The following is a 23,847-nucleotide window of genomic DNA, read 5'->3' as shown; positions in this document are numbered from 1 at the left end:
GAAAATGTCTTATTGTTTATCGAGACCGAACCTAGCCAAACTAAATTGACTACCCTCACCGAAAAAGTCGATAGCACCGATCACAGAAGATGTAACAGCTCCTATCAATAGCATGCTGACACAAATGGTCACACGATGAGATTTCTTCTTAAATGCGTAAATAATGTCGCCAATGAATGGCAATACTAAGCATAAAACAAACCAACCAATACTCGCTTTAAACTGATGCACGCGAGCGTAGACCAGGCCAGTCAAAAAGAGAATGATACCATAGACTGCAAGAGCCTCCATTATCATACTTGGGCTAAAATAAATCCAAGCACCCACCGCTATTGCGCCAATCAATGCGATCACGAGATCGAGCCCAAACCATGCTTCAGGTGCGCTCGGCAGAATTCCTTCATCTTCCGTAGAAGCCTCATCGCCTGCATTCTCAGGGAAGAATGGCTTAAGTTCAGCGACACTAAATGCATGCACCCATTCTCCATAATGTGGGTGCCAGACCATACTACCAGCCTCGATTTTATCGTCTTCAACTAAACGGTAGAGTTGATCTAGAGAAACTGGCCCCTTCGCCGCATCACCCTTGGTGAAATACCATTCTGCTTTCTCTGGTAGCAATTTAGCTCTGGGTGAAAATGGATCTTCTAGATCCTCACCTGACTCCTCTAAAACTTGTTTCGCACTCTTAGATATACCAAGGCTATTAGTGATAGTATTGGTGAGAAAACGCGAGCCTCGCTGCGAGTCACTTTCACTTTCGAGAGCGAGCGAACGGCGAGTGAGCGTCCTGACAACACGACTATTTACCGACTCAAATTCCAAGTCGGTAGGAAGAGTGAACACTCCTAGTTTCTCGCTGAATTCAAACTTCAAAAGTTGCTCCAAAGCAGCCGTGCAACTATCAACACGCTGAGCTGGATCCACCTTAAGGAAACTCTCAATCCAGTCGCAAAATTCTATATCTAAGTCCGCCCGAATCTCTGAAATCGGCCTAAATTTCCCTTTCAAATGTGCCGCCATCACTTGCAAAGAACCAGCACCGACAAATGGGTAAGCCCCGGTAAGTAAGTAATAGAACAGACAACCTAAAGCATAGATGTCACTTTGTTCGGTTGGTTTCTTGCGGTCAAAAAGTTCGGGCGCCATCACATTGACAGATCCTACTAAAGTGAGATTATCACTAGGATCAGCATTGTCCATGGACTCTGAGATACCGAAATCAAAGATTTTTAGGTCATATTGATCCTCAGGGCTGAGACACAACATGACGTTTTCAGGCTTAATATCGCAGTGGAGAACCCCGGCCTTGTGCGATGCTGCTAGGCCGTGCAGTATCTGAGCTGCTATATGTTTGAAATCATTAGGCTGGAGCAAATGCCTTTTGACAAAGGTGCGAAGGGTGACGCCTACGATCAACTCCATCACAATTTCATCAAATTCCTTGTGGCTACTCACATCGTAAATGGCAACGATGTTCGGGTGCTGAAGCGTGGCAAGCACTCTAGCCTCATCCATCAATTTCGCTCGAACGGACTCCTGGCTCGCTCCTTTATTGAGTCGCTTGAGTGCAACATCTCGGTTGAGCTTTGAATCGTATGCTTTGTAAACGGATCCAAATCCTCCTGTGCCCAGTGTGCTCTTTAGCCTATATCGTTGCCCCGTCTTCATCCTAATCTATTCTTTAAACTACTATCGGAGTGGGCATCTATGCAAACAGGCATTCAAGACCAACAGAAGTCTATAAATTCTCACCCAGTCGACTGAGACTCTGTACTCCATTCACTCTGAAGGCATCAGGACTATTCTATTTCATAAGATCCTCTGGAGAATCCTTCCACATCAACAGGGCCTTTAAGATGTCTGTAATTCCTTTATTTCTATGAGCATCGCGCTGAACATCGATGGCAGCTTTGATCTCATTGCTCTCATTGCTCTCAGTTCCGATGGATTGATGCATCGCATCCAACTTGGCAGTCAGTTCATCATCTCCGAAAAGTAAACGCATTTTAGCGACCTGAGCGTACTCACGTAAATTATCGATTTTTTCCTTCAGAGCATTCCATTCGTCCCCTTGATCAACAGTCATTTTTTCTTCAAACTTCATGATACTGTCAGAGAGAGACTCATCCAGATCAATAAGCTGCTGAGCCCTAAGATCAGGACAGAGAGCAAGGTCATCACGTAACTCATCAGCGACAGACTTCAATTTAGTTTTCATAAGTCATAAACCTAACACAGCCGGTCCAATCTTCCATAAAAAAGCACTCTTATTAGACAATCATGAAGCATAATTGAATCCTTTGTGAGCAAGACTCATCAATAATTGTGCCTTTTTTCGTAAGCACTACTTGAAATATGTGCAATTTTCGACTACTACGCGTCAAGTTCTCTCACACAGACACTAATAAAATGAGCGCATCATCCTGTTCCTTATGCCACTTTTGGAGTTCCTCCATCGGCAAAAAATTCGTAGTGGCCGTCACAGGTCTCATTCTTGTCGGCTTCCTTGCAGGCCACCTTGGCGGTAACCTTCTCATCTACGTAGGCGCTGAGGCCTTCAACGAGTACGCTAAATTCCTTCACCACATGCTTCACGGTGCAGGTGTTTGGATCGCACGTATTGTGCTTCTCACATCACTCGTTCTACATGTAGTTGCGACTATCCAACTTACTATTGCGAACCGTGCATCTAAAGAGAAGCGCTATGAGTGCGACACCACAGTCAAGGCATCTAAAGCGTCCCGCATCATGATCTGGTCCGGCCTCACTATTCTTGCATTCGTCATTTTCCACATCCTCCACTACACAGTACGTATTGATTCAAAGCTTGCTGAATTAGGTAATAATGGTGACGCGTACTTAATGGTCATCGAAGGATTCAAGAGCATCCCTGTTAGCGCTTTCTACATCATAGCAATTTCGCTTCTTTGTAACCACCTCAGCCACGGTTTCTCCGCAATCTTCCAGACTCTCGGTCTCCGCACCAAGAAGAATGCTGGTATGATCGATTGCATAGCAAAAGCCTACACTCTCTTTATCTGGGTTGGCTTCGTTTCAATCCCAGTTGCAGTTCTCGCAGGCTGGATTTACTAGTACTCAACGCACCTCAACCTTTACAAATTTAAGATTATGTCATTAGACGCAAAAATTCCTGCAGGTCCGCTTGAGCAAAAGTGGTCCAAGCACAAGATGGACTCCAAGCTTATCAACCCAGCTAACAAGCGTAAATTCACCGTCATTGTGGTGGGTACTGGTCTTGCCGGTGGTGCAGCAGCTGCGACTCTTTCTGAGCTCGGTTATAAAGTAAAATCCTTCTGCTACCAAGATTCACCACGTCGTGCGCACTCAATTGCCGCACAGGGTGGTATCAACGCAGCTAAGAACTACCAGAACGACGGCGACTCAGTGTACCGTCTGTTCTACGATACTCTCAAAGGTGGTGACTTCCGTGCACGTGAAGCTAACGTTTATCGTCTCGCTGAAGTTTCTGATAACATCATCGACCAAGCGACTGCTCAAGGTGTTCCTTTCGCACGTGAATACGGTGGCCTTCTCGACAATCGTTCATTCGGTGGCGCGCAGGTTTCCCGCACATTCTATGCTCGTGGTCAGACTGGCCAGCAGCTCCTCATTGGTTGCTACCAAGCTCTCCAGAAAGAAGTCGCTAAAGGTGGTGTGGAAGTATTCTCACGTACTGAAATGATGGATCTCGTCATGGTTGACGGCCACGCCAAGGGCATCGTTGTACGTGACATGGTCACTGGCGAAGTCACCACTCACGCAGCGGACGCAGTTTGTCTCGCTACTGGCGGTTACGGCAACGTCTTCTTCCTCTCAACCAACGCAATGGGGTGTAACGTCATGGCTGCCTTCAAGGCACACAAGAAGGGCGCTTACTTCGCAAACCCGTGTTACACACAGATTCACCCAACATGCATCCCAGTAAGTGGCGACTACCAGTCCAAACTCACTCTCATGTCCGAGTCACTGCGTAACGACGGACGAATCTGGGTTCCTAAATCTAAAGAAGTCGCTAAAGCGCTGCGTGAAGGAAAGAAGCAAGCGAGTGACATCGCTGAAGAAGATCGTGATTACTACCTCGAGCGTAAGTACCCATCCTTTGGTAACTTATGTCCACGAGACATCGCATCGCGGGCCGCGAAAGAAGTATGTGACGACGGCTTAGGAGTTGCTCCTACAGGTCTTGGTGTTTACCTCGACTTCAAGGATGCGATAGCACGCCTCGGTGAAGATCTTGTTCGTGCTCGTTACGGCAATCTATTCCAGATGTATGAAAAGATCTCTGGTCAGAACCCATACAAGCAACCTATGCAGATTTTCCCTGCTGTTCACTACACAATGGGCGGCCTATGGGTGGATTACAACCTCATGTCTAACATCAAAGGACTCCACGTTCTTGGTGAGGCTAACTTCTCAGATCACGGAGCCAACCGCCTCGGAGCATCCGCTCTGATGCAGGGTCTAGCTGACGGCTACTTCGTACTTCCAACAACTATCGCTAACTACCTCGCCACTCAGAAGCCTGGCGCAGTCACTACTGACGCACCAGAGTTCGCAGAAGCACAAAAGGAAGTTACCAATCGCCTCGATAAACTCATGAACATCAAGGGCGACCGTACAGTGGATTCATTCCACCGTGAGCTTGGCCAAATCATGTGGGACTACTGCGGCATGGAGCGCACGAAAAAAGGCCTTGAGACAGCGCTCAAGCGCATCCCTGAAATCCGTGACGAATTCTACGCAAGTGTCCGGATCCCGGGTGGCACTAATGAAGTCAACCGTGAGCTTGAAAAGGCTGCACGTCTCGCTGACTACTTCGAGTTTGCTGAGCTTACTTGTTGTGATGCTCTCAACCGTGAAGAATCCTGTGGTGGTCACTTCCGTGGCGAGCACCAATTCACTGCTGAATCTCCAGAAGTTATCGCAGGCGTCACTCAAGCAGGTGAAGCACTCCGACACGACGACGAGTTCTCCTACGTTGCGGCCTGGGAATACAAGGGCTTCGGCAACCTCCCTGAGCTTCACAAAGAAGAGCTCAACTTCGAGTTCATCAAGCAGTCCGTCCGTTCTTACCAATAGAACGTAGAAGTGGCGTCCCGCCGCTTTATAGAAAGCTTTAAAAAGCTCAAAGAGGCTAGAAGCACGCTTCTACGAAAATTTCAAACCCCGCTCCGTTCATTCGGTGCGGGCTTTTTTGTCTTTGCTGTTGTTTCAGTCATCATCAACTGTTAGGAAATCCGTAAGTAGAACTTACCGATTCTCCCAACTGTCCACAAAACTAGTTTTACCACTACTTGTCCTATTCCTGAATGCTTGCGATAAAAACACCAATTCTCCAACTCGCTCTTCAAGCAAACGAGTTTTTGGCAAGTCTATAAAGGTTGGACTCTCTATCTTAAATCTGATGACGACTCTAAAGAGAACGACTATAGTCCGATTCTTCACGATGTTAGTCGTGCTAAATTCTCAAAGTTCGATGACTTTGTAGATCGTTTTAAAGAAACCTACTCGGACGCTACCACTGTAAGAGAAAACTTCTATGCCATCTTTAGCGACTACTCCGACATCAACCAAGTAGACCCGCAAAAGTGGTATCCTAAATACCTTAAGAACTTAGAGAAGTGGAGAGACACAGGAAAACACCCTGCCGCAGCCGAAATTGCAATTGCATTATTGCACAAAGACATCGCATGGTACCATTGCGGTGGCAGCTATGCTGAGACAGTGACAGATGAGGAATGGTAGAAATTTAGATCGAATATTAAACTGGCCCCAATGGCACTTAATTAAGCGGCTCTGCGAAATGCCCCCTTTAAGCGAAAGACGTATGGTTTGTTGGCAGAGATCTCCTGAAGGAAAGCTGCAGGTAAAAGAGAATTGAAAAGCAAAGCGAGAGCACTGAGGCCTTAAGCCTTAAGCAGTTCTCTTTCTTTTGATATTTGCTCTTGCAAGGAACGCTTCCTTGAACCAAAAAATGTCGTAGGAAGGCTGGGTAGAAAGTTTGTTTTGTTCACATATTTCAATACATTTCTACCCCGGTTTCCCTAACACTCAATTTCACGATTACGTGCCTTATTTAAGTGCCATTGGAATCGGAGAGTTAGTTAGATCACAGAAGGTCGGGAAGATATCAATCGTTTCTGTGATGGTGTTCGTTTGGTTTCAGGTTGGGTAACCTCGAGCATGGACGATCAGAGGGATGTGCCGCGATGATTCATACATGGTGTACTTGCACCAGTAGGTGTGGTCGCCTAGATTTCAGCCGTGATCGCCCCATAGGACAATGATGGTGTTTTCTTTAAGGCCTAGTCTATCGAGTTCGTTGAGAACCTTACCTACTTTAGCGTCGGTGTAACCAACACAGGCGTAATCGCAGCAGATCAAACGGCGTACTTTGTCGTCTGTGATCGGCCCTTTTTTAGGAATGTCTGAATAATTCCGCAGTTCACCCCAACCATAGTTGGCCTCTTTAGATGCATTTTTTGAGATCAAGCAGTTGCCAGGTAACTTCACCGACTCCTTAGGGTAGAGGTCCCAGTATTTTTTGGGGGCCGTGAATGGGAGATGAGGTTTAATAAATTTTACCGCGAGGAAATATGGATCATCGGCGGTTTTTGCGAGTACTTGCAGTTCCTCAATGGCTTGGGCGGTGATTTGGGTCGAACGCTGGTGAAGAGGCTGGCGCGTGATGCCCTGCAAGTCGGCACGGATGTGTATGCTTTGGAGAATAATACACTCTGCTCGGCCTAGTTTATCGATGTTTGGCTACTTGATGTGTGTGGCTCCATAGACGCCTAGCTCGGGCCTCAAATCATCGATTGCTATGAATAGGATGTTAGGTTTGCCTTTGGCTGAGGTGTTGCCGACGGTGATTGCCAGAAAAATACTGGTGATAAGAGCTCAGATCATGCAAAATAAATGATTTAGTAAACCAAAAGGGTCAATGACCATCTTATAGTCAATTGACTATCCTACATCGATGCCCATTCGGCTTGATCGTTCGTGCCACAATTTTCGGACATGTTGTTGAGGCTCATCCACGGTGATATTATTTCACCCTTTATTTCACACACAACTAAGTTTACAATGTTGAGTTGTTTCGTAGCGCTCTCAATTTCGTTTTGATCGGTATTACACTGTCGCCTCTGGCGCATTGCGCACCCGATTGGCGAGTCGACTTACTCCACTCGCAGGGAATCCCCACCACCCACGCTTCGTTGGAAAAAACCGCTTCGGAGGCCGTTACTGATGAAACAAAGTTGAATGAAGCTTATCAACAACTTGGATCGGCGAGTTACCAAGAGAGGGGGCACGCATACGAGTATTTCAAATCCAAAGGCAACTCCATCCTGGGATTTCTTAAATCAAAAGAACCGGCCGAAGACCCTGAGATCAGAATGCGGGCAAGTGAAATTCAGAAGCATCTAGAATCCAATGTTGCCAACCAACAAGACCTGATGGTTATCAACGCCGCAAAATCACTTCTCAAGTCGCCAAAAGACAAAAGCACAGGAGGATAATTTTACGAATGGTTCGGAACGAAATCTGCCGACTGCACCAAAGGCTACCGCCAGTTAGTGTATGAAGGCGCCAAGGATGTGAAACCCTTCATTGAGAATGGCCAATTGGTCATTCCGGGTAATCGGCAGGGTGATGCGGATCAGCGAATGATCCTCCATGCCAACACCTGGCCAGCCGCCAAGGAACTGCCCAAGCAAATCAGCGTCAGCTGCCTAGTGGGAAGCACCGGCGAAAGAGCGGGCACCTATCATCTGGGAATCACGATCGGTAAGATCAAAACCTTAATCCACCCGGGGTATCGAGGAGGAGGCTTCCGATTTGAACAAATCGGCACTCACATGAAATTCACTGAAAACATCAATATGGGCTACACTCCAGCGCCAAATAAGCTTCACTGCATCAAAGTGACGGCTCAGCACATGAAAAACAGTAAGGTGCAGCTCAAAGCCGTTGTGAGTTCACCAAACAACAAACCGTTTGAAACTTCCATTGAGCTCGACCAGGAGGACACCGGCGAATTCAATCAAATCAGCCTCGACCGCAGCGGCCGGTCTGGAGGCAATGTCTATTTCGACGACTTTCGGGTCCAACTCAACCCCTAGGTTTCAGATGGAACTCAAGGGGTGGATTAAAGAAACGACACCTAGTAAATAATATAAAACCTAACCATTAGGCTATGACACAAAAACCATCGATCACTCTGTTAACTGGTCTCGCTTGTTTGACCTTTTCGATCGCTGCGCAAGCCACACCCAAGCCTAACATTATTTTTATTCTCGCCGATGACATGGGGGTGGGGGATGTCTCTCACACCACGGGTAAAGCGGCGACGCCGAACCTGGATCGCTTAGCCAAAGAAGGCATGCGCTTTACCGATGCGCATACTTCCTCCTCGGTCTGTTCACCTACGCGTTATGGCATTATGACGGGGCGTTACAATTGGAGGTCATGGCTTAAAAGTGCCGTAATTTGGTCACCTGATGAACGTGGACCTATGATTACGCCTGATCGTGTGACAGTGCCTTCGTTTCTCAAAAAAAATGGCTACCATATACCACAGTCGTGGGAAAATGGCATATGGGGCTTGGATGGAATTATCTGGATCAAGCTCGGGTGCCAGAAGAAATAGGAAAACATAAAAAAGCGGGTTCAGGATGGAATCTTGATTACACCCAAAAAGTCAAAGGTGGTCCTACCGCCCTAGGATTTAACCAGTCATTTTTTATTGCTGGATCGCTCGACATGGCACCCTATGTTTATCTTCGTAACGACAAGGCAGTAACAGTCCCTACGCATGTAAAGGCTTTAAACCTTGCTGGCGCTGGGGCTTCTGACTTTGAAGCGTCAGAGTGCCTTAAGGATTTTGCCCGCGAATCAGTGGCTTATATCAATGAGTAAGTGAAAGATCCCGAGCGCCCCTTTTTTCTCTACTTGCCTCTCACTAGTCCGCATACGCCAACAGTGCCTTCTAAAGATTGGCAAGGGAAGTCGCCAATTGGGAAATACGGGGATTTTCTCATGGAGACGGATTGGGTTGTGGGGGAGGTACTTGCCGCTCTTGATAAGAATAACATAGGCAATGACACCTTAGTCATCTTTACGACGGATAATGGTTGTTCTCCTGCGGCTAAGATCAAAGATCTCATCAAACAGGGGCACAAACCTAACGGTGAGTTGCGCGGGCATAAAGCCGATATCTTTGAAGGAGGCCATAACGTTCCCTTTATTGTGCGCTGGCCTGGAATTGTTAAGGCGGGAAGTTTATCAGACAGAACGATTTGCATGACCGATTTTTTTTTGCAACATCGGCAGACGTCATTGGTAAACTGGATACCGTCCCAGCATCGGCAGCTGAAGATTCATTTTCGTTTCTCCCCACGCTTAGCAGGAAAGATCAAAAAGCGCGGCCCTTTACCATTCACCATTCGATCAATGGCTCCTTCGCTATCCGCCAAGGAAAATGGAAGCTGTGCCTATGCCCTGGATCAGGGGGATGGTCAGCGCCCCGACCGGGTAAAGCATCCAAAAACCTGCCCCCTATTCAGCTTTATGATTTAGAGCATGATCCCGCTGAAAAGACCAACCTTCAGGACAAACACCCGGAAGTGGTGAAAACGATGGTGATGGCTCTCAGCATAGCGATTAAAGAAGGGCGGACGACAGCTGGATCAACGCAGAAAAATAACACACCTGTGCCTGATTTTAAGCCAATTCTAACGGATCAATTTCCAGTTTTGAAGAGGTAGTCCGAGTTAAGACATCTTCTTTTTTCTGAGACTTCATGATCTTGATGTCTTACTGGCTCATTCTGTGATGGGCTGTTTCATAGGCCATTCTATCCCACTGATTTGGGGGTAATCATGATTACCCTATTTTCTATTGGTGGTGATAGTGTTCAGCATTTTTTATGATAGGCATTATAATCAATAGCTAACGGTGATTGGTAGTCGGAGGACTACATTCGAGACTAATACCATTCTCCCAGTTATTTTAGCGGAATAACCTATTTTTGAGAGCTTGGGTTCGACCTTTCCCGCCGTTGTCTCTGATGCGGATGATTTAATGCTGATTGATCATCGATTTAGGCGCGACCTCTTTGAGGTTGGCTGGGATTTCAACGTCGACATCACCACTTGTCCAATGGACAGCACCGATGATCATATTTTGGAATAGCTCGCTGCTCCAGACATCTTCGCGGTGGCCCATGGCATTGTAGTAGACGCGACCTTTGCCTTCGTTGCGTGCCCAGCTGACTGGGTAGTCAGGACGGATGTAGTCCTTACCCTGCATACCCTTGGTCTCAAGCACGGTGAGCACATGCATATCTAGTTGCAGGTGCTTCAATGCGTACCATTCTTCAGTGATAGTGAAGGACTTTCCGATCTTTTCGAAACCGGGGAACTTCGGGTTGATCACACGGCTGGTCGCTTTTTGTTGTTTGCCGTGGCCGAGGAACTCACCACCAACCATGCAGGTGAAGTCGCCGCACTTTTCGTGATCGTTGGCGTATTTGCCGACGCCTTTAGTTTTGAAAGTATCGGTCGCGCAATGGAGGCCTATGAAGCCGCCACCGTCTCGGATGTAATCGAACAGGGCTTGTTCGCCATCTTTGCTCATCGGTGGCTGCTTGTCTTTGCCTGCGATGGTGAGGTCACCGGTAGTATAGAAAATTAAGGAGTCAAACCCAGCAAGGTATTCTTTGGAAAAATTGGATCCATCTTTGGAGAACACGAACTCCCAGTTTTGTTTCTTACCCATCACGGTCAGCACTTTTTCGGCATGGCTTGGCTTACCCTTTTTCCATGAGATCACCGGATGCTCAAAACCACTCGACTTCGAAAAAAAGAGGAGCCGGTGTTTGGGTTCTGCTTGGGCGAAAGCCAGGCAACAGAGTGAGATCAGTGAGCAAAAAGTAATGAGTTTCATAACTTCTTTAAGATAGTGGGAGTTGTTTTCGGAGCAAGTCCAATTGCTAGGGATTTACTTTTCGGGTGGGGACGTTGAGACGGGCGAAAGGAGGAGTGGTTCCTATCGTTACGGGGTTGTTGAGGCGCGCCAGTCTTGCCAATTTTTCTTCATCGACTCGAGCATCTCGGGCTTGGATTGCGCGAGATTGTTGCTCTCGTTATTGTCTTTGGAAATATCGTAGAGCTCCCACTGGGGATTTTTGCCCCAGAAGACCGCCTTCATTTTTCCGACACGGATGGCGCCGCCTGCCGACCACTGCCAGTAAATGGTTTTTTTGCGCATCAGCGGTTTTGCTTAGAGCGAGGGTAGTAGGTTGATGCCCTGCATTGGGGTGATCGGTTTACCCTCATAGGTTTCGGGATAGTTCGCCGCGGTGAGTCCAACCAGGGTCGGCATGATATCGATCAGGTGCCCTGCCCCGTGGTAATAACCACCTGGGTTGTTGATTTTCCCAAGCCAACTGACGATCAGCGGCGAGCGGATACCTCCCTCGTGGCTGTAGTTTTTCCAATTGCGCAGTGGCGTGTTCTGCACCGTCGCCCAGTTTTTTCCAACAGTTTCAAAGCTTGCCACCGTGCCAAAGTCCTCGAGCTTGGTAGATCTGTTCTTTGCTCCAGCACCCTCGGCACAGGCATCGTTGTCGGAGGCGAACATGATCAAGGTGTTTTCGAGCTGCCCGTGCTGCTTGAGTTTCGCCAGCACCTTTCCGATGTTCTGGTCGACCCGGTCGAGCATCGCTGCGTAGATCTCCATGCGGCGTTTTTCCTTTTAGAGTTCAATGCCTGTTAGTTCACTCCAGGCTCGTCCTTTCCACCTCTGCATCGGTGACTTTGCTGGGTCGATCAGGCCCATCTTGACCATCCGTTGGTAGCGAGCTTTGCGGATCGATTCATAACCGCTGTCGTACTTGCCTTTATACTTGGCAATATCCTCCGGCCACGCGTGGAGCGGGTAGTGCGGGGCTGTGAAGGCGAGGTAGAGGTAAAATGGTTTATCTTCAGCCGGCTCCTCATCGAGCCATCCGAGTGCTTTGTTGGTGATGGCGTCGGTGAAGTAGAACTTTTTATCCTCTGGGGTGAACGGGTGGTAGATATTGGCGTCGTCGCACCAGTAGCGCACTCTGCTCCTGCTCCCCGGCTCCCCGGCTCCGGTTCGCCCAATCGTTTCACCCCGGGGTTCCAGAGGTTACAACAGCCGTCGCGTAGTCCGTAGTAGTGATCGAATCCACGATCGTATAAGTTTTCCGTGCCGTGGTGTTTGCCCGCCGCCCAGGTCCGGTATCCGGCAGTGCGCAGCACCTCGCGAGGGTCACCGCATTGATCAATTTATCTGGACGTCTCGACATCCCACATTGCTGGGCATAGAGGCCAGTTAGGAGGCACCCGCGTGATGACATACACTTCGCCGTGTTATAGAACTGAGTGAACCGGACACCCTGCTTGGACAAGGAATCGATGTGAGGTGTTTCGATTTCACCGCCGTAACAGCCGATATCCGACCACCCCATGTCATCGACTAGAATAAAAAGGATGTTCGGTTTCTCAGATGCATTCACGCGCAGCAATAGCACGCCGAGTACCAGCGCATGCAGCCATGTTCTGGTGGTTGTTTTCATGGGTTGTTAGTAGTTATTTTCAATTTTCAATTTTCAAACAAGCACGCGAGCCATCATTCCACCAACTTCATCGAAGACGAAGCGATCTCTACCCGCATCTGCAAACTTAAACCCAAGCGTGCGTCGATGCGCTGGATTAGCTGCGAAGTGGCTAATCTACTCTATCGCTTTCTTTTTGTAGGCCTTGGGAGAATACGCGTCCTATGAGCATGCTTTTCCCACAGCGCCCCAAGCTCTTTGGCTTTCTCGGTTTGCTCCTTGGCTAGATTATTGAGCTCACTACGGTCTTTCTCGATATCGTAGAGTTCCCAATCCTTCCGACCCAGTCTGACTAGTTTCCACTTCCCTTTCCGGATAGCGGCATTGCCAAAGTGTTCCCACATCAGCACGCGATCCTCACTGCGATCCTTGGCGAAACTTGGCGCGAGACTGCGCCCCTCCATCGGCTGAATCATCTTCCCTTTATATTCCTTCGGGTAAGTTGCTCCAGAGAGATCTACACAAGTCGCCATAATGTCGATTAGGTGATTACTCTCATATCTCAGCTCCTTGTGTGCGCTAATACCTTTTGGCCAATGCGCGATAAGAGGCGTGGCAATGCCTCCCTCATGATTTTGTGATTTATATAAGCGGAATGGTGTGTTTGAGACATTCGCCCAGTTTCGTCCATAGGCAATATAGGTTTCAGACGGCCCCGGCATAACCCCCGGACCAGTAAGAACCGGATGCCCAGCACGACTGCGTTCAGGTACCATCAGAGTCTGCAATTCATCTTTACCCATCGGCTTCACGCCAGTAGCAGGATTCGCCAGCTGTTTGCGACCCCGGCCTTCAGCACAGCCGCCATTGTCCTGCAAAAACAGAATCAAGGTATTTTCCAGCTGACCGGTTTTTTCCAATGATTTGACCAACCTCCCAATGCCCTGATCCATACTATCGACCATTGCGGCGTAAACCTCCATACACCTCAGCTCCCAAGCTCGATCCTTTTCCGGGAAATCTTTCCACTCCTGAGGAGCCGGGCTCAACTTCCAGTCCTTGATCACACCCAGCTTCTTCATCTTCTCGTAACGAGCTTTGCGGATCACTTCATAACCCGCATCATATTTACCTTTATATTTAGCGATGTCCTTTTCCAGCGCATGCATCGGCCAATGAGCCGCCGTGTAGGAAACATACATAAAGAAGGGTTCCTCCTTTGGCTTCTTCACATGCTCCCGCACAAAACGCACCGCATGATCGCTAATGGCATCCGTATAGTAGTACTGCTCGGGCTTGTATTCTTCATCGTTGTCAGGAATGATCGCCTTGTTGCCTCGGGTCAGCGTCCATGGGTCGAACAGGCTGCCGGCACCGATGATTGTGCCATAAAATTTGTCGAAACCTCTCTGCATTGGCCAGTTCGACTTGTCACCGTCAGGCTTGAGTTACTTAGTCACATGCCACTTGCCCGCCATGTAGGTGCTGTAACCAGCCGTCTTGAGAACTTCAGCCATCGTCATCACATCGCGACCGAGATCTCCCTTGTAACCCGGTCGACCTGCATCGTTGGTCATCTGGCCGATTCCAGCCTGATGCGCGTAGAGACCCGTGAGAAGGGACGCACGAGTGGGACAGCATCTGCCGGTATTATAAAACTGGGTATAGCGAAGACCACTTTTGGCAAGCGAGTCAAGATTCGGAGTGTCGATTTCACCTCCATAGCAACCTATATCGGAGTAGCCCATATCGTCGGACATGATCACGATGATATTAGGCCTAGGTGCCTGATCGTTCACAGAGCTGCCACCAAAAGAGAAAATTACTGAGGAGAAAAAAGCCACAGGTCACTGCCATGATTTTCTTCCACTGGAACCCCATTCCACACCTGATATTTTGTACTCTTATCAGAGACGTCATCGCATTTCATACCTAACCCGTCCAGATACTTTGATGAAAAAGCACGATGAAGATGAGCTCTCCCCTTCCTCCCCTCTCAATTGCACCCTTAAGCACGCCACCCAAAAAGCAAACCACTAGCAATAATCCGGAATTCGTCGACATCTAGAAAAAAGCACTCAAACTGGCCGTACTCTCCATAGATCCAACAGAAAAACGACACCCACGTGCCAGATTTCAACCTCAAGTTCATTAAACAGTATCCAAACTCAGCCCCCTAAATTAAAGAATATGACCATGCGACTCCTCATACTCATCACTATACTCCTCCCTCTCAGCCTTCTTGCTGATCCATCCAGCTGGACTCCGCTCTTCAATGGCAAAGATCTCACCGGATGGCACACCATGCCGGGTGGCAAGTGGGAGATCGTCAATGGAGTCATCACAGGAACGTCTAAAAAAGAGGAAAAACGCCACGGTTTGTTAGTGTCCGATAAGACATACAATAACATCATTCTCCGCGCGAAGTTTAAAGTCACCTCAGGCGACTCCGGACTTTACTTTCGAGCCCTAAAAACCAACACCCAAGTCGCGATCAAATGCTTCCAGGCAGAAGTCGACAAGTCGCCGAAAGTTGGAGGTCTCTACGAAACATCAGGTCGTTCCTGGGTTAAAAACCCCGATCCCCAACGGATCGCCGAGATCGTTAAACATGGCGACTGGAATCAAATCACCGTCAGCGCCATCGGAGATGACATCACTGTGTCACTCAATGGCCTCACGGTCACTGAGCTGCTAGCCGACACCCAATGCCAGAAGGAAGGCCGCATCGCCCTCCAACTTCATGGGGGTGAAGACATGCATGTCGAATTCAAAGACCTCGCCTTGCTGGAGATCAAGTAGGACGACTTTGCAAGTTGTCGGCACCCCGAGCAGCCAGTTATCCAGCTTGCTGCAATAAATAGTAAAAACACGCTGAGGTATATCGGCCGATTTTTGGAGTGGGGAATTGTCACGGACCCCGGCACGCATACGCAATGACATTAGTTGAGCGTGCTTAGGTTGCCGACAAGTTGAAAACTTAGCCTACTTCCCTGGATGCACCGCCAGGCTTAGAATCGACTAACTGATTAATCTCAGCGAGACACATGTGAAAATTCGCGGATTTTTTCGCCTTACCAGCAAGACTCGCTTTGGTTTGCATCAGAGCTTCGCCAGTGGTGAGTTTTTGCCCAATTCCTTTTTCCCTGAATACGGTCATGGTGGTGGTCGTGCCATCCATCGGCAGCTGGATGTTGTGGGCTTTACCAGCCACGACCGGAAGGTGGGGTGCGTGCAGCCAAATCACGGCGATGAAGGGCTTTTTATTTTTTGCGCTTTCCGTGATGAAGGGGCACTTTTTGCGACCTTAGAGATCGGCCACCAGCTTTTTTTTGTCAGCTTTACTGAGGTCTCCCTCGGTTTTTCCATTAGGTTTTTCCATCGGATCATCAGTAGGAACTTTTGCCTCGGTGGCAAAAACGACATCAACTCCATTGTCCCACGGTGGCATGTAGTCCTTAACTCCCTTAGGACCACCACGATTCGATTCCTTGACGGTTTTCGTCAGTGTGCTTCACACTACACACAATCAGCAACAGGCTTCATCCTATCGGTCGGAACACGGAAAGCCAAAAAAACCTCCTACCCCATGTGTCAAGCCACAGCCTCACCAGAGCTGCGTCAAGCCTCAGCACCCCAAGGTTTTGTCACACTGAGCGATCACATTGATTGTAGAATCCAGTGCTTATACCATCTCGACAGTTATCTTGAAGGAATGGGTGTTATTCGGTATTTGAGTCAGTCAGCTGAGCTGAAAAGTGTGAGGGTGCAGGAGATCGTTGATTCTAGCTGCGTTAGTCGTCGGTCAGGTAGCCCGCTACGTTTCCTCCTCCCGCCTTGCTACAATCAACGATCTCCAGTACCATTCCACCAATCTAACTGTCGAAATGGTATTAAATTTTTGTCGTGTAGTGTGAGTGTGCCTAGATGCCATTTTCTAAAATGACCAGTGCGACAACCTTGAGTCTTGAGTGCTTCATAAATAATGAATTCCTCCGGCTTCATGTGGCCCTTATTCCCGGTAACAATTCCGTAGCGATACGGAATTCTCCCCGTCACCACACTCCCCCGCGTGGGTGAACAAACGGCGCTGGCGGAATAGAATCGATCAAACACAAGCGACTGCTTAGCCATGGTATCGAGGTGGGGAGTCTTAATCCTTTTCCCGCCATTGAAGCCGACGTCTCCCCAGCCCATGTCATCGCACATTACCGTGATAATGTTAGACTGATCTACGAATGAAGAACTAAGACACAAGAGAAAATAGATAAGAGAAAGAAGGGCTTGATGGAGAGGGTTATTTGGTTGTTGGATGTTTCGCTTTTAGGTTTTTGGAGCTTTTGACGACGGGATACTTTTTCGCTAAATTGGAAAGTAGAGCTAGGATGTCGATTTTGTCCTGATTAGTACTGACGTAACTGACGGCTTCTCTCATCTTAGCGCCGCTATCATCATCGGGATGATAGCCACGGATACCTTTTTCAAATTTCTCGAGCTGCTCAAGCAGATACCAGTCTTGCAGACCATTGAGTGATGCGCTTCGGAAGAAGCAACTTCACCATGGCCGTTAAATCGGTGGCAGGCCATGCAGTTATCGTAATAAAGTTGATACCCTCTCTCTGCATCACCCAGTAGAGTCGAGGCATGGCTGAGTACAGGCAAGATTTTGATATAATCGAGCGCCTCGTTAATCTCATCTGCCGAGAGAGCCGAAATGGCAGCGCGCATTTTCTGGCCATTAAGATCCTTCGGATGATTGCCTCGCTGGCCGTTCCTAAATTTTTGAATTTGTTCTTCGAGATACCATCGTGGCAGCGAGGCGATCGATGGCGTCATCAGCTCCTGAATCCCCTCACCTTTTTCACCATGACAGGTAGCGCAAGTGGTTTGGAAAACATTCTTTGTCTGTAACGTCCCCAGCCCTTGCCGAGTGGTCGGTATTTCTTGCCACTGGAAAAAGAATCCCAGCACCGTAAGTATCAAGAATCCTAACCCAAGAGAGATGAGTAGGGTATGACTTTTCATCCAAGAATTAATCGTTTTCACCAACTGCTAGGGGTTTTCTTTTTGGGTGAGGTGTTCGGATGGATTGGCATGGACGGGTATTACATCATACTAGAATCACACATTACAACCAGATTGACATCTAAGCACGACCATAGCGTGGAATTTATCAGAAATCACCCGTCGATAATTCAAAAATCGGGCTGGCGCAGAGCTAATTCACACGAATAATGGGATCTATTACTTGATGGCACCTCTCTAGTAAGACGGGGGCTCAGTTCTGGTGGCCGGCGTAGAATTCTCCGAGTTTTGTGGCCTTGCCCTCTTTGTCGAACAAGGCGGAGGGGCCGAGGTTGGCATGATCAGGTGCGCTGCTGAACCAAGCGTAACGTTCGACGAAGTCGAGTTGTTCGAGCTTGGGCAGGAGTTCTTTCATGAAGCTCAATACGTCCTCCGGGCTGTGTTTGTTATCCTTGATGCTTTTGGCGGACCAATCTGCGATGGCGAATTCGGTAATCCAGATCGGCTTCCCATAGAGTGTGTGAATGCTCTTGAGGTGTTCGATGAAATTGTCGGCATTCCTGCCGCCGTCCCAATGGACACAGATGAAATCCACCCGGAGATTCTTTGCCTTAGCCTGCTTCATGAATGATTGCATCCACTCATTCTTCGGGTTGACGGTAGCGGGGCTGCCGAGACGGCGGTTTGTTTTCTCCAGTATCGGCCAGAGCGCAAGGGCCTCTTCGACGCTCATGTTCGCTTGTTTCTTGCCGTCGGGTTCATTGAAGCCGAGCAAGGGGCTGGTGGCCATTTTTGACTTGGAGACTTTGAGTTTCTTGATGGGATCCGTCGACCACTTGGCCTTGCCCCAGACCATGGGAACAAAGAGGGCATTCTTGATTTCTGTTTCCTTCCAGAGGCCGGTCCAATTGTAGTGCCAACCAACCTGCATCGAGCTAATCTCCTCTTTCAATTTCCGCGAACTGTCGGATTTTTTTGGCCAGGCAAATTCCTTTTTTAGAGGGCTGAGCTTGTGCCACGAAGGCATTGCTGAGGGATAGAGCGAGTACTAGGCTTAGATGGATGAGTTTCATGGTCGGTGAGGAGGTGTGGAAGATAAGGGGTGAGAGAGATGCAGTAACTGGCAAAGGGGGCAGCTTGAGAAGTCATTGAAACCAATGAGGGTAACATAGAAGAACTTTTCTAACTCTACATTCCATGTTGTTAAAGAGGTTGGACACCTCTTCTAGGTGGAAAAGCAATCAATTCTTGGCTTATTGTTTCCAGCCGAAGAGTTTTTCTGCGTTTCCTCGGTAGATTTTGTAGCGGACGTCATCGGGTAAGTTAAGTTCTTCGAAGAAGGTGTAGTGCAGTTTCATCTGCTTGTTGCTGTCTTTGAATGACCACCAACCCTCATCGGTTCCGAAGAGGAGTCTGTCGGCATTTCGTATGATGAATTCGCGCGCGTATTTCCGATCACGATTAAGCACGTTGATGACGACATGGCCGGAGGTGTCGGCATAAAGATTCGGGTTTTGCTGGAGCTGGCGGTCGCAGCTTCCATTGCCGAGTTGCCGCCACCAGTAGGCGTGCGCGATGACCTTGCACTTCGGATACTTCTTCAGCACGCGGTCGACCCGCTTCAAGCCGGGCTCAACCATGTTCTTGTTCTGGTCGATGTGGAACATCACCGGCAGGCCGACTTTTTCGCAGGCCTCGTAGAGTAGGAGGTTCTTGGGGTCGTCAAACATGAGACCCTTGCCGTAGTGCTCGCCGAAGGGGATGGCACCCTCCTGCTTCTCGCGTTTGAGGATATTGACCGCCTATTCCACGGTTTCAACCTCGCCCGGATCGATGATGCACATCCGATCGATTTTGCCTTTGTACTTGGCGTAATTCGCTTGTCTGACCTTACGTTCCCCCTCGGTCCATGCCCGCGATCCTTTGTGATTGGGGGGCTGACGATACAGCGATCTACATTTCTATCGTCCATCCACTTTGCCACGTCGTCCAAGCCTCCCTCTTTCAAAACCATGGCATGGACGTGGGTATCGATGAACTTGATGTCGGACGGGGCCACAGCGGGCTTGCGGCATATCGTTTTTGCTGAAGCTGAATCATCTGCTCGGCATAACGCTCGCCGAGTAGCAGCTGGCTTCGGCTGTCGAAATGTGTGCAGTCCGCCGTGGTGAGCCCCTGCGAGCTGGCATAAGCTGTGCCGTGGATGGTCTGCGGGAGTTTCACAATCTCCGCATTGATCTTTGGGCTGTCATGGAGCTGGCCGGTGACAAAAGGGAGGGAGGTATCGGCAAAGTCGCTGCGCAGCTTGACGACGAAGTTCGTGAGGGTTTCAAGGTGAGTCTCGGGAGTTTGGCTGACTCCATTATCCTGTTGCCATAGGACACCTTTCAAGCTGCCTTGGGCAAGGGTGAGCTTAGTGCGTTTTCGGGTATTCCAATACGACTTTGGCTTTTTGGCGATCTATGGCGCAATGTCAGATCCGCCACCTGCGTTGACGATGAGTCCGATGGAGAGGTCCTTGTTTTGCTCCAGCATTTTCATGGCGAAGCTGTAACCAGGCCCGAGCTTCTGAAGGTCTACTCCCTGACCTATGCCTGAATGGCGGTTCAGAGGCACCTTCGCAGGCTCCCACTCGTTCTTATCATTGAGTAAGTAACAACGTTCGAGAATACGGCCCGCGGCCTTTGGGATTTCCGCGCGTCCAGCCATGTCGGACTGACCAATCAGCAAGTAAATCTGCAGGTTTTTCATTTCTCCAAAGCAATGCGTCTTATCGGCAAAAGCCTCACAATTGAGAAAAAGGAACGCAAACAAGCAAGAGCAAACTTGGCGAAAGCTAGAGAGTGACGAGGGTTTCATAGGATACACTTAGAGGACAACAAACTAAGGTGTCAGTTCTTGAATTCAATTAATAAACGCGATTTTTCGAATGGTGCAGGCTGCCCGAAAGAACGTGCAAAAAAGGCCGGAGCGATCTGATGAACAGAACGCCCCGGCACAACCAACTAAAGGATGTTTGTCTTATCCGCGCCGTGTTTACCTATGACGACGGAGGATCAGGGCGAGTCCACCGAGTCCGAGAAGGGCGGTGGTGGTGGGCTCTGGGACGGCTGATCCGGTGAAGCGTATTTCGCCAATTCCTACGTAGTCACTTGTATTTTGAGTAAATTGGGTCATCTGATCGATCAGCACATACCTTGCGGTGATAGGCCTAAGGCTTGTATGAATTTCTCCGTTGGAGAACGTGGTAAATCGCCTTAACTAATACCACTTGGCGTTCCAAAAGAGACAATAGAATGTTTTAGAGTGTTGAGTGATTTGCGCTTCGCGTTTTGTAAAAAGGCCAGGCGTATCCTTGGGAAATCAGCGTTTTTCTTCAGTCATGATGCCTGCATCATTCCCTCATCACGCCTCGATTTCCCAAGGATTCACTCTGGCTATTGTCTCATTTGAAACACCGCATGGTATAAGTGGCATTGGAGTTAGGGGAGTAGCCATACTCCGGCTGGTCCTGCCGCCGCAAGCGTCAAGCCGCCCCAGCCACAGAGCTGTATCAAGCCCCAGCACTCCAAGGGAGAGAGTGGTTATTGACTCTGGTATGATGAGCTTTGATGCATCAGATACCCATTTTGAGAGATTCTGCTAATTCTGTATGAAAAATTGTCGTGTAGTGTGACTGCCGATGGTGGCTTAACACATCGGCATCACCCCCCATTCTCCCCTCTCAACGACAAGCTCAAACGGCCCACTCCCAAAAGCAACTTCCTAGCAATCGTCTCGTTCCCACTGGGCTACTTGCTTGGCAAAGTAGCTAAGAATGAGATCTGCCCCTGCGCGTTTGATCGCCGTGAGGCTCTCTAACACAACGGCTTTTTCATCTAACCACCCAGCATCGGCAGCAGACTTGATCATGAGGTACTCCCCGCTCACTTGGTAGGCAGCAATGGGAAGAGTGGTGTTTTCACGTAATTTTACGATGATATCGAGGTAAGCTCCAGCAGGCTTCACCATCACCATGTCAGCGCCTTCATCCTCATCGAGAATCACTTCACGAATTGCTTCGCGCACATTGGCGTAATCCATCTGGTAGGTCTTCTTATCGCCCGCCTTAGGGGACGAATCAAGAGCGCCACGGAATGGTCCGTAATAGGCTGATGCGTATTTAGCAGTGTAGGAAAGAATAGAAACATCAGTGAAGCCGGCAGTATCTAGCGCCGCCCGCAATGCTCCAACACGGCCATCCATCATGTCACTTGGTGAAATGATATCCGCTCCCGCCACAGCATGACTCACCGCTTGCTTGCAAAGCACCTCGACAGTCTCGTCATTGAGAATCTCTAACTCACCATCGGGACGTACTTGGACAATTCCATCGTGCCCGTCAGAATTATAAGGATCTAGAGCGACATCTGTAATCAGACAGAGTGTCGGGTGAGCTGCCTTCAAAGCTTTGAGAGCTCTTGGGATCAGACCATCCGGATTGTAGCTTTCGTCGCCAGTCGAGTTCTTTTTCTCCTCAGGCACCGCTGGAAAAATCACCACAGCAGGCACACCAAGCGCGTGGGCCTCACCAGCCTCTTTGACCAATCCTTCGATCGACCAGCGGGTGCAGCTAGGCATCGAAGCAATCGCTACATTTTTAGCACCTTCATGAACAAAAAGTGGGTAGATAAGATCTTTGGCACTCAGTGACACCTCGCGTACGAGGTTACGGATTGCAGGTGACTTTCGGTTACGGCGTGGTCGTTGGAGCATAATCGGTGGTGGTTAAATCTTTTCTAAGCTATAGCCATCAGAACCATCTTTGACAAGCCATCCCAAATCCTTGAGTTGGTCGCGAAGTTCATCTGACTTTGCCCATTGTTTATTGCTACGGGCATCCCAGCGTTGGGCTGCTAGAGCTTTCATCTCAGCAGGAACATCCTCCTGCACCTCTTCTACAATTTCAGGCAACTTGATACCTAGAGCCTGAAGCATAAAGTGTAAACCCTTCCATTGGGTCTGTGGTTCTGGTTCATTCTGAGAACGACGTAAAGCGCCGAACACCGCGCCAATAGCCCGTTGGGTATTGAGATCATCATTGAGACCAATCCAAGCATTTTCAAATAGCCCTTTGTCCTCAAGACCAATGAGATCTTCGTAACTAGGAGCCACATCAGCACCAGCAAGCATAGCCAGTGCGCGCTCGGCTTTGAGAAGTTTATCTAGGGCCTCGCTGGCGGCGTGCAAGCTATCGAGAGTAAAGTTGAGTTGCTTTCTATAGTGCCCACCAATCAAAGCTAAGCGTAGCTCATTTGGCTTTGCTCCCTTTTCTATAAGATCATCGAGCCGGAAGAAATTTCCAAGCGATTTCGACATCTTTTTCCCCTCAACTAACAAGTGAGTGATGTGGAACCAATGCGCAGCAAAATCACCACCGCAGGAACACTTGCTCTGAGCAATTTCATTCTCATGGTGGGGAAAGACTAGATCCTCGCCACCAGAGTGGAGATCAAAACTCTCACCGAGATATTCACGAATCATGGCCGAACACTCGAGGTGCCAGCCCGGACGACCTTCCCCCCATGGGCTCTGCCAGAAATTATCACCATCTTCATCACGGCGGCTCTTCCAGAGGACAAAATCAGCAACGCTATCTTTCTCGTATTCGTCTGAGTCATTTGCGCGTTGGTTCTGCGTCTTCCCTAGATCGAGCTCACGCTCATCGAGGTGTGAAAGCTTGCCGTAATCTGGGTACGAACTAATTCGAAAATAAACCGAGCCATCAGCGGCGGCATAAGCGTGCTCCTTCTCGATCAATTCCTCGATCATGACAACCTGCTGAGGAATGTGATCTACGGCGCTTGGTTCAATGGCCGGCAGGAGACAATTGAGAGCTTCGCAGTCGAGGTGGAACTTTTCAGTCCAATGGCTGGTGAACTGCTTGAGTGTCTGCCCTACAGCTTGCGAATCACGGATCGTCTTATCATCCACATCGGTAAGGTTGCGAACATGCTTGGTCGGTGTGCCGCCGAGTTCCAAGGCTCTTCGAAATACGTCTTGAACCACGAAGGTTCGGAAATTTCCAATGTGCGCAGGACCGTAGACTGTGGGGCCACAGCAATAAAACCCGTAGGTTTCGCCATTGATTGGTGTTATTTCCTTCGTTTCTCGTGCAAGCGTATCGTAAAGGCGCATGCATAAGGCCATAGCCTTTGAGAGGACTATTGGAAAGT

General features: G+C 48.9%; 27 protein-coding genes and 1 pseudogene. 8 read left to right on the top strand and 20 right to left on the bottom strand.

Translation table 11 applies throughout. From position 1 onward, the window contains the following. Positions 1 to 9: 9 nt before the first annotated feature. The gene (locus BSZ32_RS14515; protein WP_105044083.1) at positions 10 to 1,671 is read right to left on the bottom strand and encodes a protein kinase domain-containing protein; all 1,662 of its coding nucleotides are present in this window, start codon (positions 1,669 to 1,671) and stop codon (positions 10 to 12) included. A gap of 136 nt (positions 1,672 to 1,807) precedes the next feature. Then, complete coding sequence (locus BSZ32_RS14510; protein WP_105044082.1) at positions 1,808 to 2,221, bottom strand: hypothetical protein; 414 nt, start codon at positions 2,219 to 2,221, stop codon at positions 1,808 to 1,810. A 191-nt stretch (positions 2,222 to 2,412) separates the two neighbouring features. On the opposite strand from BSZ32_RS14510, the gene BSZ32_RS14505 reads away from it, so the two are divergent. Next, positions 2,413 to 3,096 (top strand): succinate dehydrogenase cytochrome b subunit, encoded by a 684-nt coding sequence (locus tag BSZ32_RS14505; RefSeq protein ID WP_165788875.1) that lies wholly within the window; start codon positions 2,413 to 2,415, stop codon positions 3,094 to 3,096. A 36-nt stretch (positions 3,097 to 3,132) separates the two neighbouring features. Then, entirely contained in the window at positions 3,133 to 5,103 is a 1,971-nt protein-coding gene (locus tag BSZ32_RS14500) for a fumarate reductase/succinate dehydrogenase flavoprotein subunit (protein ID WP_105044080.1), read from the top strand. A gap of 1,179 nt (positions 5,104 to 6,282) precedes the next feature. Here the strand turns inward: BSZ32_RS14500 and BSZ32_RS14495 are convergent. After that, a complete protein-coding gene (locus tag BSZ32_RS14495; protein ID WP_165788874.1) occupies positions 6,283 to 6,723 on the bottom strand; it encodes a sulfatase-like hydrolase/transferase in 441 nt (146 codons plus the stop codon). A 422-nt stretch (positions 6,724 to 7,145) separates the two neighbouring features. On the opposite strand from BSZ32_RS14495, the gene BSZ32_RS14490 reads away from it, so the two are divergent. The 5 genes from BSZ32_RS14490 to BSZ32_RS14470 all read left to right on the top strand — a co-directional run bounded on the left by BSZ32_RS14490 (position 7,146) and on the right by BSZ32_RS14470 (position 9,603). Next, positions 7,146 to 7,544, top strand: coding sequence for a hypothetical protein (locus BSZ32_RS14490; RefSeq protein ID WP_129589779.1), 399 nt, complete (start codon positions 7,146 to 7,148; stop codon positions 7,542 to 7,544). 78 nt (positions 7,545 to 7,622) lie between these two features. Then, positions 7,623 to 8,147, top strand: coding sequence for a hypothetical protein (locus BSZ32_RS14485; protein WP_129589778.1), 525 nt, complete (start codon positions 7,623 to 7,625; stop codon positions 8,145 to 8,147). 74 nt (positions 8,148 to 8,221) lie between these two features. Further along, on the top strand, positions 8,222 to 8,674 hold the full coding sequence (locus BSZ32_RS14480) for a sulfatase-like hydrolase/transferase (RefSeq protein WP_105044076.1): 453 nt from the start codon (positions 8,222 to 8,224) through the stop codon (positions 8,672 to 8,674). Continuing rightward, positions 8,659 to 8,943 (top strand): hypothetical protein, encoded by a 285-nt coding sequence (locus BSZ32_RS14475; RefSeq protein ID WP_105044075.1) that lies wholly within the window; start codon positions 8,659 to 8,661, stop codon positions 8,941 to 8,943. Before BSZ32_RS14480 ends, BSZ32_RS14475 begins: the two co-directional genes overlap by 16 nt. Continuing rightward, positions 8,944 to 9,603 carry a sulfatase-like hydrolase/transferase gene (locus BSZ32_RS14470; RefSeq protein WP_105044074.1) on the top strand — a complete coding sequence of 220 codons (660 nt, stop codon included), beginning with the start codon at positions 8,944 to 8,946 and terminating at the stop codon, positions 9,601 to 9,603. Between the two features lie 501 nt (positions 9,604 to 10,104). On the opposite strand, the gene BSZ32_RS14460 is transcribed toward BSZ32_RS14470, so the two are convergent. The 6 genes and pseudogenes from BSZ32_RS14460 to BSZ32_RS14435 all read right to left on the bottom strand — a co-directional run bounded on the left by BSZ32_RS14460 (position 10,105) and on the right by BSZ32_RS14435 (position 14,373). Further along, positions 10,105 to 10,971: a ThuA domain-containing protein gene (locus tag BSZ32_RS14460; RefSeq protein ID WP_105044073.1), complete on the bottom strand. Its 867-nt coding sequence runs from the start codon at positions 10,969 to 10,971 to the stop codon at positions 10,105 to 10,107. A 108-nt stretch (positions 10,972 to 11,079) separates the two neighbouring features. Beyond that, entirely contained in the window at positions 11,080 to 11,295 is a 216-nt protein-coding gene (locus tag BSZ32_RS14455; RefSeq protein ID WP_105044072.1) for a hypothetical protein, read from the bottom strand. Between the two features lie 12 nt (positions 11,296 to 11,307). After that, positions 11,308 to 11,766 carry a sulfatase-like hydrolase/transferase gene (locus tag BSZ32_RS14450; protein ID WP_105044071.1) on the bottom strand — a complete coding sequence of 153 codons (459 nt, stop codon included), beginning with the start codon at positions 11,764 to 11,766 and terminating at the stop codon, positions 11,308 to 11,310. Positions 11,767 to 11,781: 15 nt separating this feature from the next. Further along, positions 11,782 to 12,132, bottom strand: a complete 351-nt coding sequence (locus BSZ32_RS14445; protein ID WP_165788873.1) for a sulfatase-like hydrolase/transferase — start codon at positions 12,130 to 12,132, stop codon at positions 11,782 to 11,784. Positions 12,133 to 12,178: 46 nt separating this feature from the next. Beyond that, on the bottom strand, positions 12,179 to 12,628 hold the full coding sequence (locus BSZ32_RS14440; protein WP_105044069.1) for a sulfatase-like hydrolase/transferase: 450 nt from the start codon (positions 12,626 to 12,628) through the stop codon (positions 12,179 to 12,181). 161 nt (positions 12,629 to 12,789) lie between these two features. Next, a pseudogene (locus BSZ32_RS14435) lies at positions 12,790 to 14,373 on the bottom strand (arylsulfatase). 430 nt (positions 14,374 to 14,803) lie between these two features. On the opposite strand from BSZ32_RS14435, the gene BSZ32_RS14430 reads away from it, so the two are divergent. Beyond that, on the top strand, positions 14,804 to 15,409 hold the full coding sequence (locus BSZ32_RS14430) for a 3-keto-disaccharide hydrolase (RefSeq protein WP_165788872.1): 606 nt from the start codon (positions 14,804 to 14,806) through the stop codon (positions 15,407 to 15,409). Positions 15,410 to 15,587: 178 nt separating this feature from the next. Here BSZ32_RS14430 and BSZ32_RS14425 read toward each other — a convergent pair whose 3' ends face one another. The 11 genes from BSZ32_RS14425 to cysS form a co-directional block, all read right to left on the bottom strand. Beyond that, entirely contained in the window at positions 15,588 to 15,854 is a 267-nt protein-coding gene (locus BSZ32_RS14425; protein ID WP_165788871.1) for a hypothetical protein, read from the bottom strand. Between the two features lie 60 nt (positions 15,855 to 15,914). Beyond that, positions 15,915 to 16,058 (bottom strand): hypothetical protein, encoded by a 144-nt coding sequence (locus BSZ32_RS18995; protein WP_165788870.1) that lies wholly within the window; start codon positions 16,056 to 16,058, stop codon positions 15,915 to 15,917. Between the two features lie 395 nt (positions 16,059 to 16,453). Then, on the bottom strand, positions 16,454 to 16,864 hold the full coding sequence (locus BSZ32_RS14420; protein ID WP_276308441.1) for a sulfatase-like hydrolase/transferase: 411 nt from the start codon (positions 16,862 to 16,864) through the stop codon (positions 16,454 to 16,456). A 174-nt stretch (positions 16,865 to 17,038) separates the two neighbouring features. Beyond that, positions 17,039 to 17,632 carry a c-type cytochrome gene (locus BSZ32_RS14415; RefSeq protein WP_105044065.1) on the bottom strand — a complete coding sequence of 198 codons (594 nt, stop codon included), beginning with the start codon at positions 17,630 to 17,632 and terminating at the stop codon, positions 17,039 to 17,041. A 253-nt stretch (positions 17,633 to 17,885) separates the two neighbouring features. Beyond that, entirely contained in the window at positions 17,886 to 18,659 is a 774-nt protein-coding gene (locus BSZ32_RS14410) for a glycosyl hydrolase (protein WP_105044064.1), read from the bottom strand. 226 nt (positions 18,660 to 18,885) lie between these two features. Next, positions 18,886 to 19,395, bottom strand: coding sequence for an amidohydrolase family protein (locus tag BSZ32_RS14405; protein ID WP_338066259.1), 510 nt, complete (start codon positions 19,393 to 19,395; stop codon positions 18,886 to 18,888). A gap of 241 nt (positions 19,396 to 19,636) precedes the next feature. Continuing rightward, positions 19,637 to 20,092, bottom strand: a complete 456-nt coding sequence (locus BSZ32_RS20250; protein WP_105044062.1) for a sialate O-acetylesterase — start codon at positions 20,090 to 20,092, stop codon at positions 19,637 to 19,639. After that, a complete protein-coding gene (locus BSZ32_RS20245) occupies positions 20,093 to 20,383 on the bottom strand; it encodes a sialate O-acetylesterase (protein ID WP_165788869.1) in 291 nt (96 codons plus the stop codon). Between the two features lie 285 nt (positions 20,384 to 20,668). Further along, the gene (locus BSZ32_RS14390) at positions 20,669 to 20,809 is read right to left on the bottom strand and encodes a PEP-CTERM sorting domain-containing protein (RefSeq protein WP_129589777.1); all 141 of its coding nucleotides are present in this window, start codon (positions 20,807 to 20,809) and stop codon (positions 20,669 to 20,671) included. Between the two features lie 588 nt (positions 20,810 to 21,397). Further along, positions 21,398 to 22,387 (bottom strand): porphobilinogen synthase, encoded by a 990-nt coding sequence (gene hemB / locus BSZ32_RS14385; protein WP_105044059.1) that lies wholly within the window; start codon positions 22,385 to 22,387, stop codon positions 21,398 to 21,400. A gap of 12 nt (positions 22,388 to 22,399) precedes the next feature. After that, positions 22,400 to 23,809 carry a cysteine--tRNA ligase gene (gene cysS, locus BSZ32_RS14380; RefSeq protein WP_105044863.1) on the bottom strand — a complete coding sequence of 470 codons (1,410 nt, stop codon included), beginning with the start codon at positions 23,807 to 23,809 and terminating at the stop codon, positions 22,400 to 22,402. Positions 23,810 to 23,847 lie beyond the last annotated feature (38 nt).

The organism is Rubritalea profundi (assembly GCF_002954445.1).
GTDB classification, from domain to species: Bacteria; Verrucomicrobiota; Verrucomicrobiia; order Verrucomicrobiales; family Akkermansiaceae; genus Rubritalea; species Rubritalea profundi.
The sequence above is the reverse complement of the archived record's forward strand: the minus strand, read 5'-3'. Positions and strand labels throughout refer to the sequence as shown.

Excerpts from the sequence above, each read along its gene's own strand:
- BSZ32_RS14390 (WP_129589777.1), bottom strand. The coding sequence starts at position 20,809 with ATGACCCAATTTACTCAAAATACAAGTGACTACGTAGGAATTGGCGAA.
- BSZ32_RS14505 (WP_165788875.1), top strand. The coding sequence starts at position 2,413 with ATGAGCGCATCATCCTGTTCCTTATGCCACTTTTGGAGTTCCTCCATC.
- BSZ32_RS14410 (WP_105044064.1), bottom strand. The coding sequence starts at position 18,659 with ATGCCTTCGTGGCACAAGCTCAGCCCTCTAAAAAAGGAATTTGCCTGG.
- BSZ32_RS14440 (WP_105044069.1), bottom strand. The coding sequence starts at position 12,628 with ATGAAAACAACCACCAGAACATGGCTGCATGCGCTGGTACTCGGCGTG.
- BSZ32_RS14500 (WP_105044080.1), top strand. The coding sequence starts at position 3,133 with ATGTCATTAGACGCAAAAATTCCTGCAGGTCCGCTTGAGCAAAAGTGG.
- BSZ32_RS20245 (WP_165788869.1), bottom strand. The coding sequence starts at position 20,383 with ATGAAAAACCTGCAGATTTACTTGCTGATTGGTCAGTCCGACATGGCT.
- cysS (WP_105044863.1), bottom strand. The coding sequence starts at position 23,809 with ATGCGCCTTTACGATACGCTTGCACGAGAAACGAAGGAAATAACACCA.
- BSZ32_RS14455 (WP_105044072.1), bottom strand. The coding sequence starts at position 11,295 with ATGCGCAAAAAAACCATTTACTGGCAGTGGTCGGCAGGCGGCGCCATC.
- BSZ32_RS14450 (WP_105044071.1), bottom strand. The coding sequence starts at position 11,766 with ATGGAGATCTACGCAGCGATGCTCGACCGGGTCGACCAGAACATCGGA.
- hemB (WP_105044059.1), bottom strand. The coding sequence starts at position 22,387 with ATGCTCCAACGACCACGCCGTAACCGAAAGTCACCTGCAATCCGTAAC.
- BSZ32_RS14415 (WP_105044065.1), bottom strand. The coding sequence starts at position 17,632 with ATGAAAAGTCATACCCTACTCATCTCTCTTGGGTTAGGATTCTTGATA.
- BSZ32_RS18995 (WP_165788870.1), bottom strand. The coding sequence starts at position 16,058 with ATGCCACCGTGGGACAATGGAGTTGATGTCGTTTTTGCCACCGAGGCA.
- BSZ32_RS14510 (WP_105044082.1), bottom strand. The coding sequence starts at position 2,221 with ATGAAAACTAAATTGAAGTCTGTCGCTGATGAGTTACGTGATGACCTT.
- BSZ32_RS14480 (WP_105044076.1), top strand. The coding sequence starts at position 8,222 with ATGACACAAAAACCATCGATCACTCTGTTAACTGGTCTCGCTTGTTTG.
- BSZ32_RS14460 (WP_105044073.1), bottom strand. The coding sequence starts at position 10,971 with ATGAAACTCATTACTTTTTGCTCACTGATCTCACTCTGTTGCCTGGCT.
- BSZ32_RS14515 (WP_105044083.1), bottom strand. The coding sequence starts at position 1,671 with ATGAAGACGGGGCAACGATATAGGCTAAAGAGCACACTGGGCACAGGA.
- BSZ32_RS14430 (WP_165788872.1), top strand. The coding sequence starts at position 14,804 with ATGCGACTCCTCATACTCATCACTATACTCCTCCCTCTCAGCCTTCTT.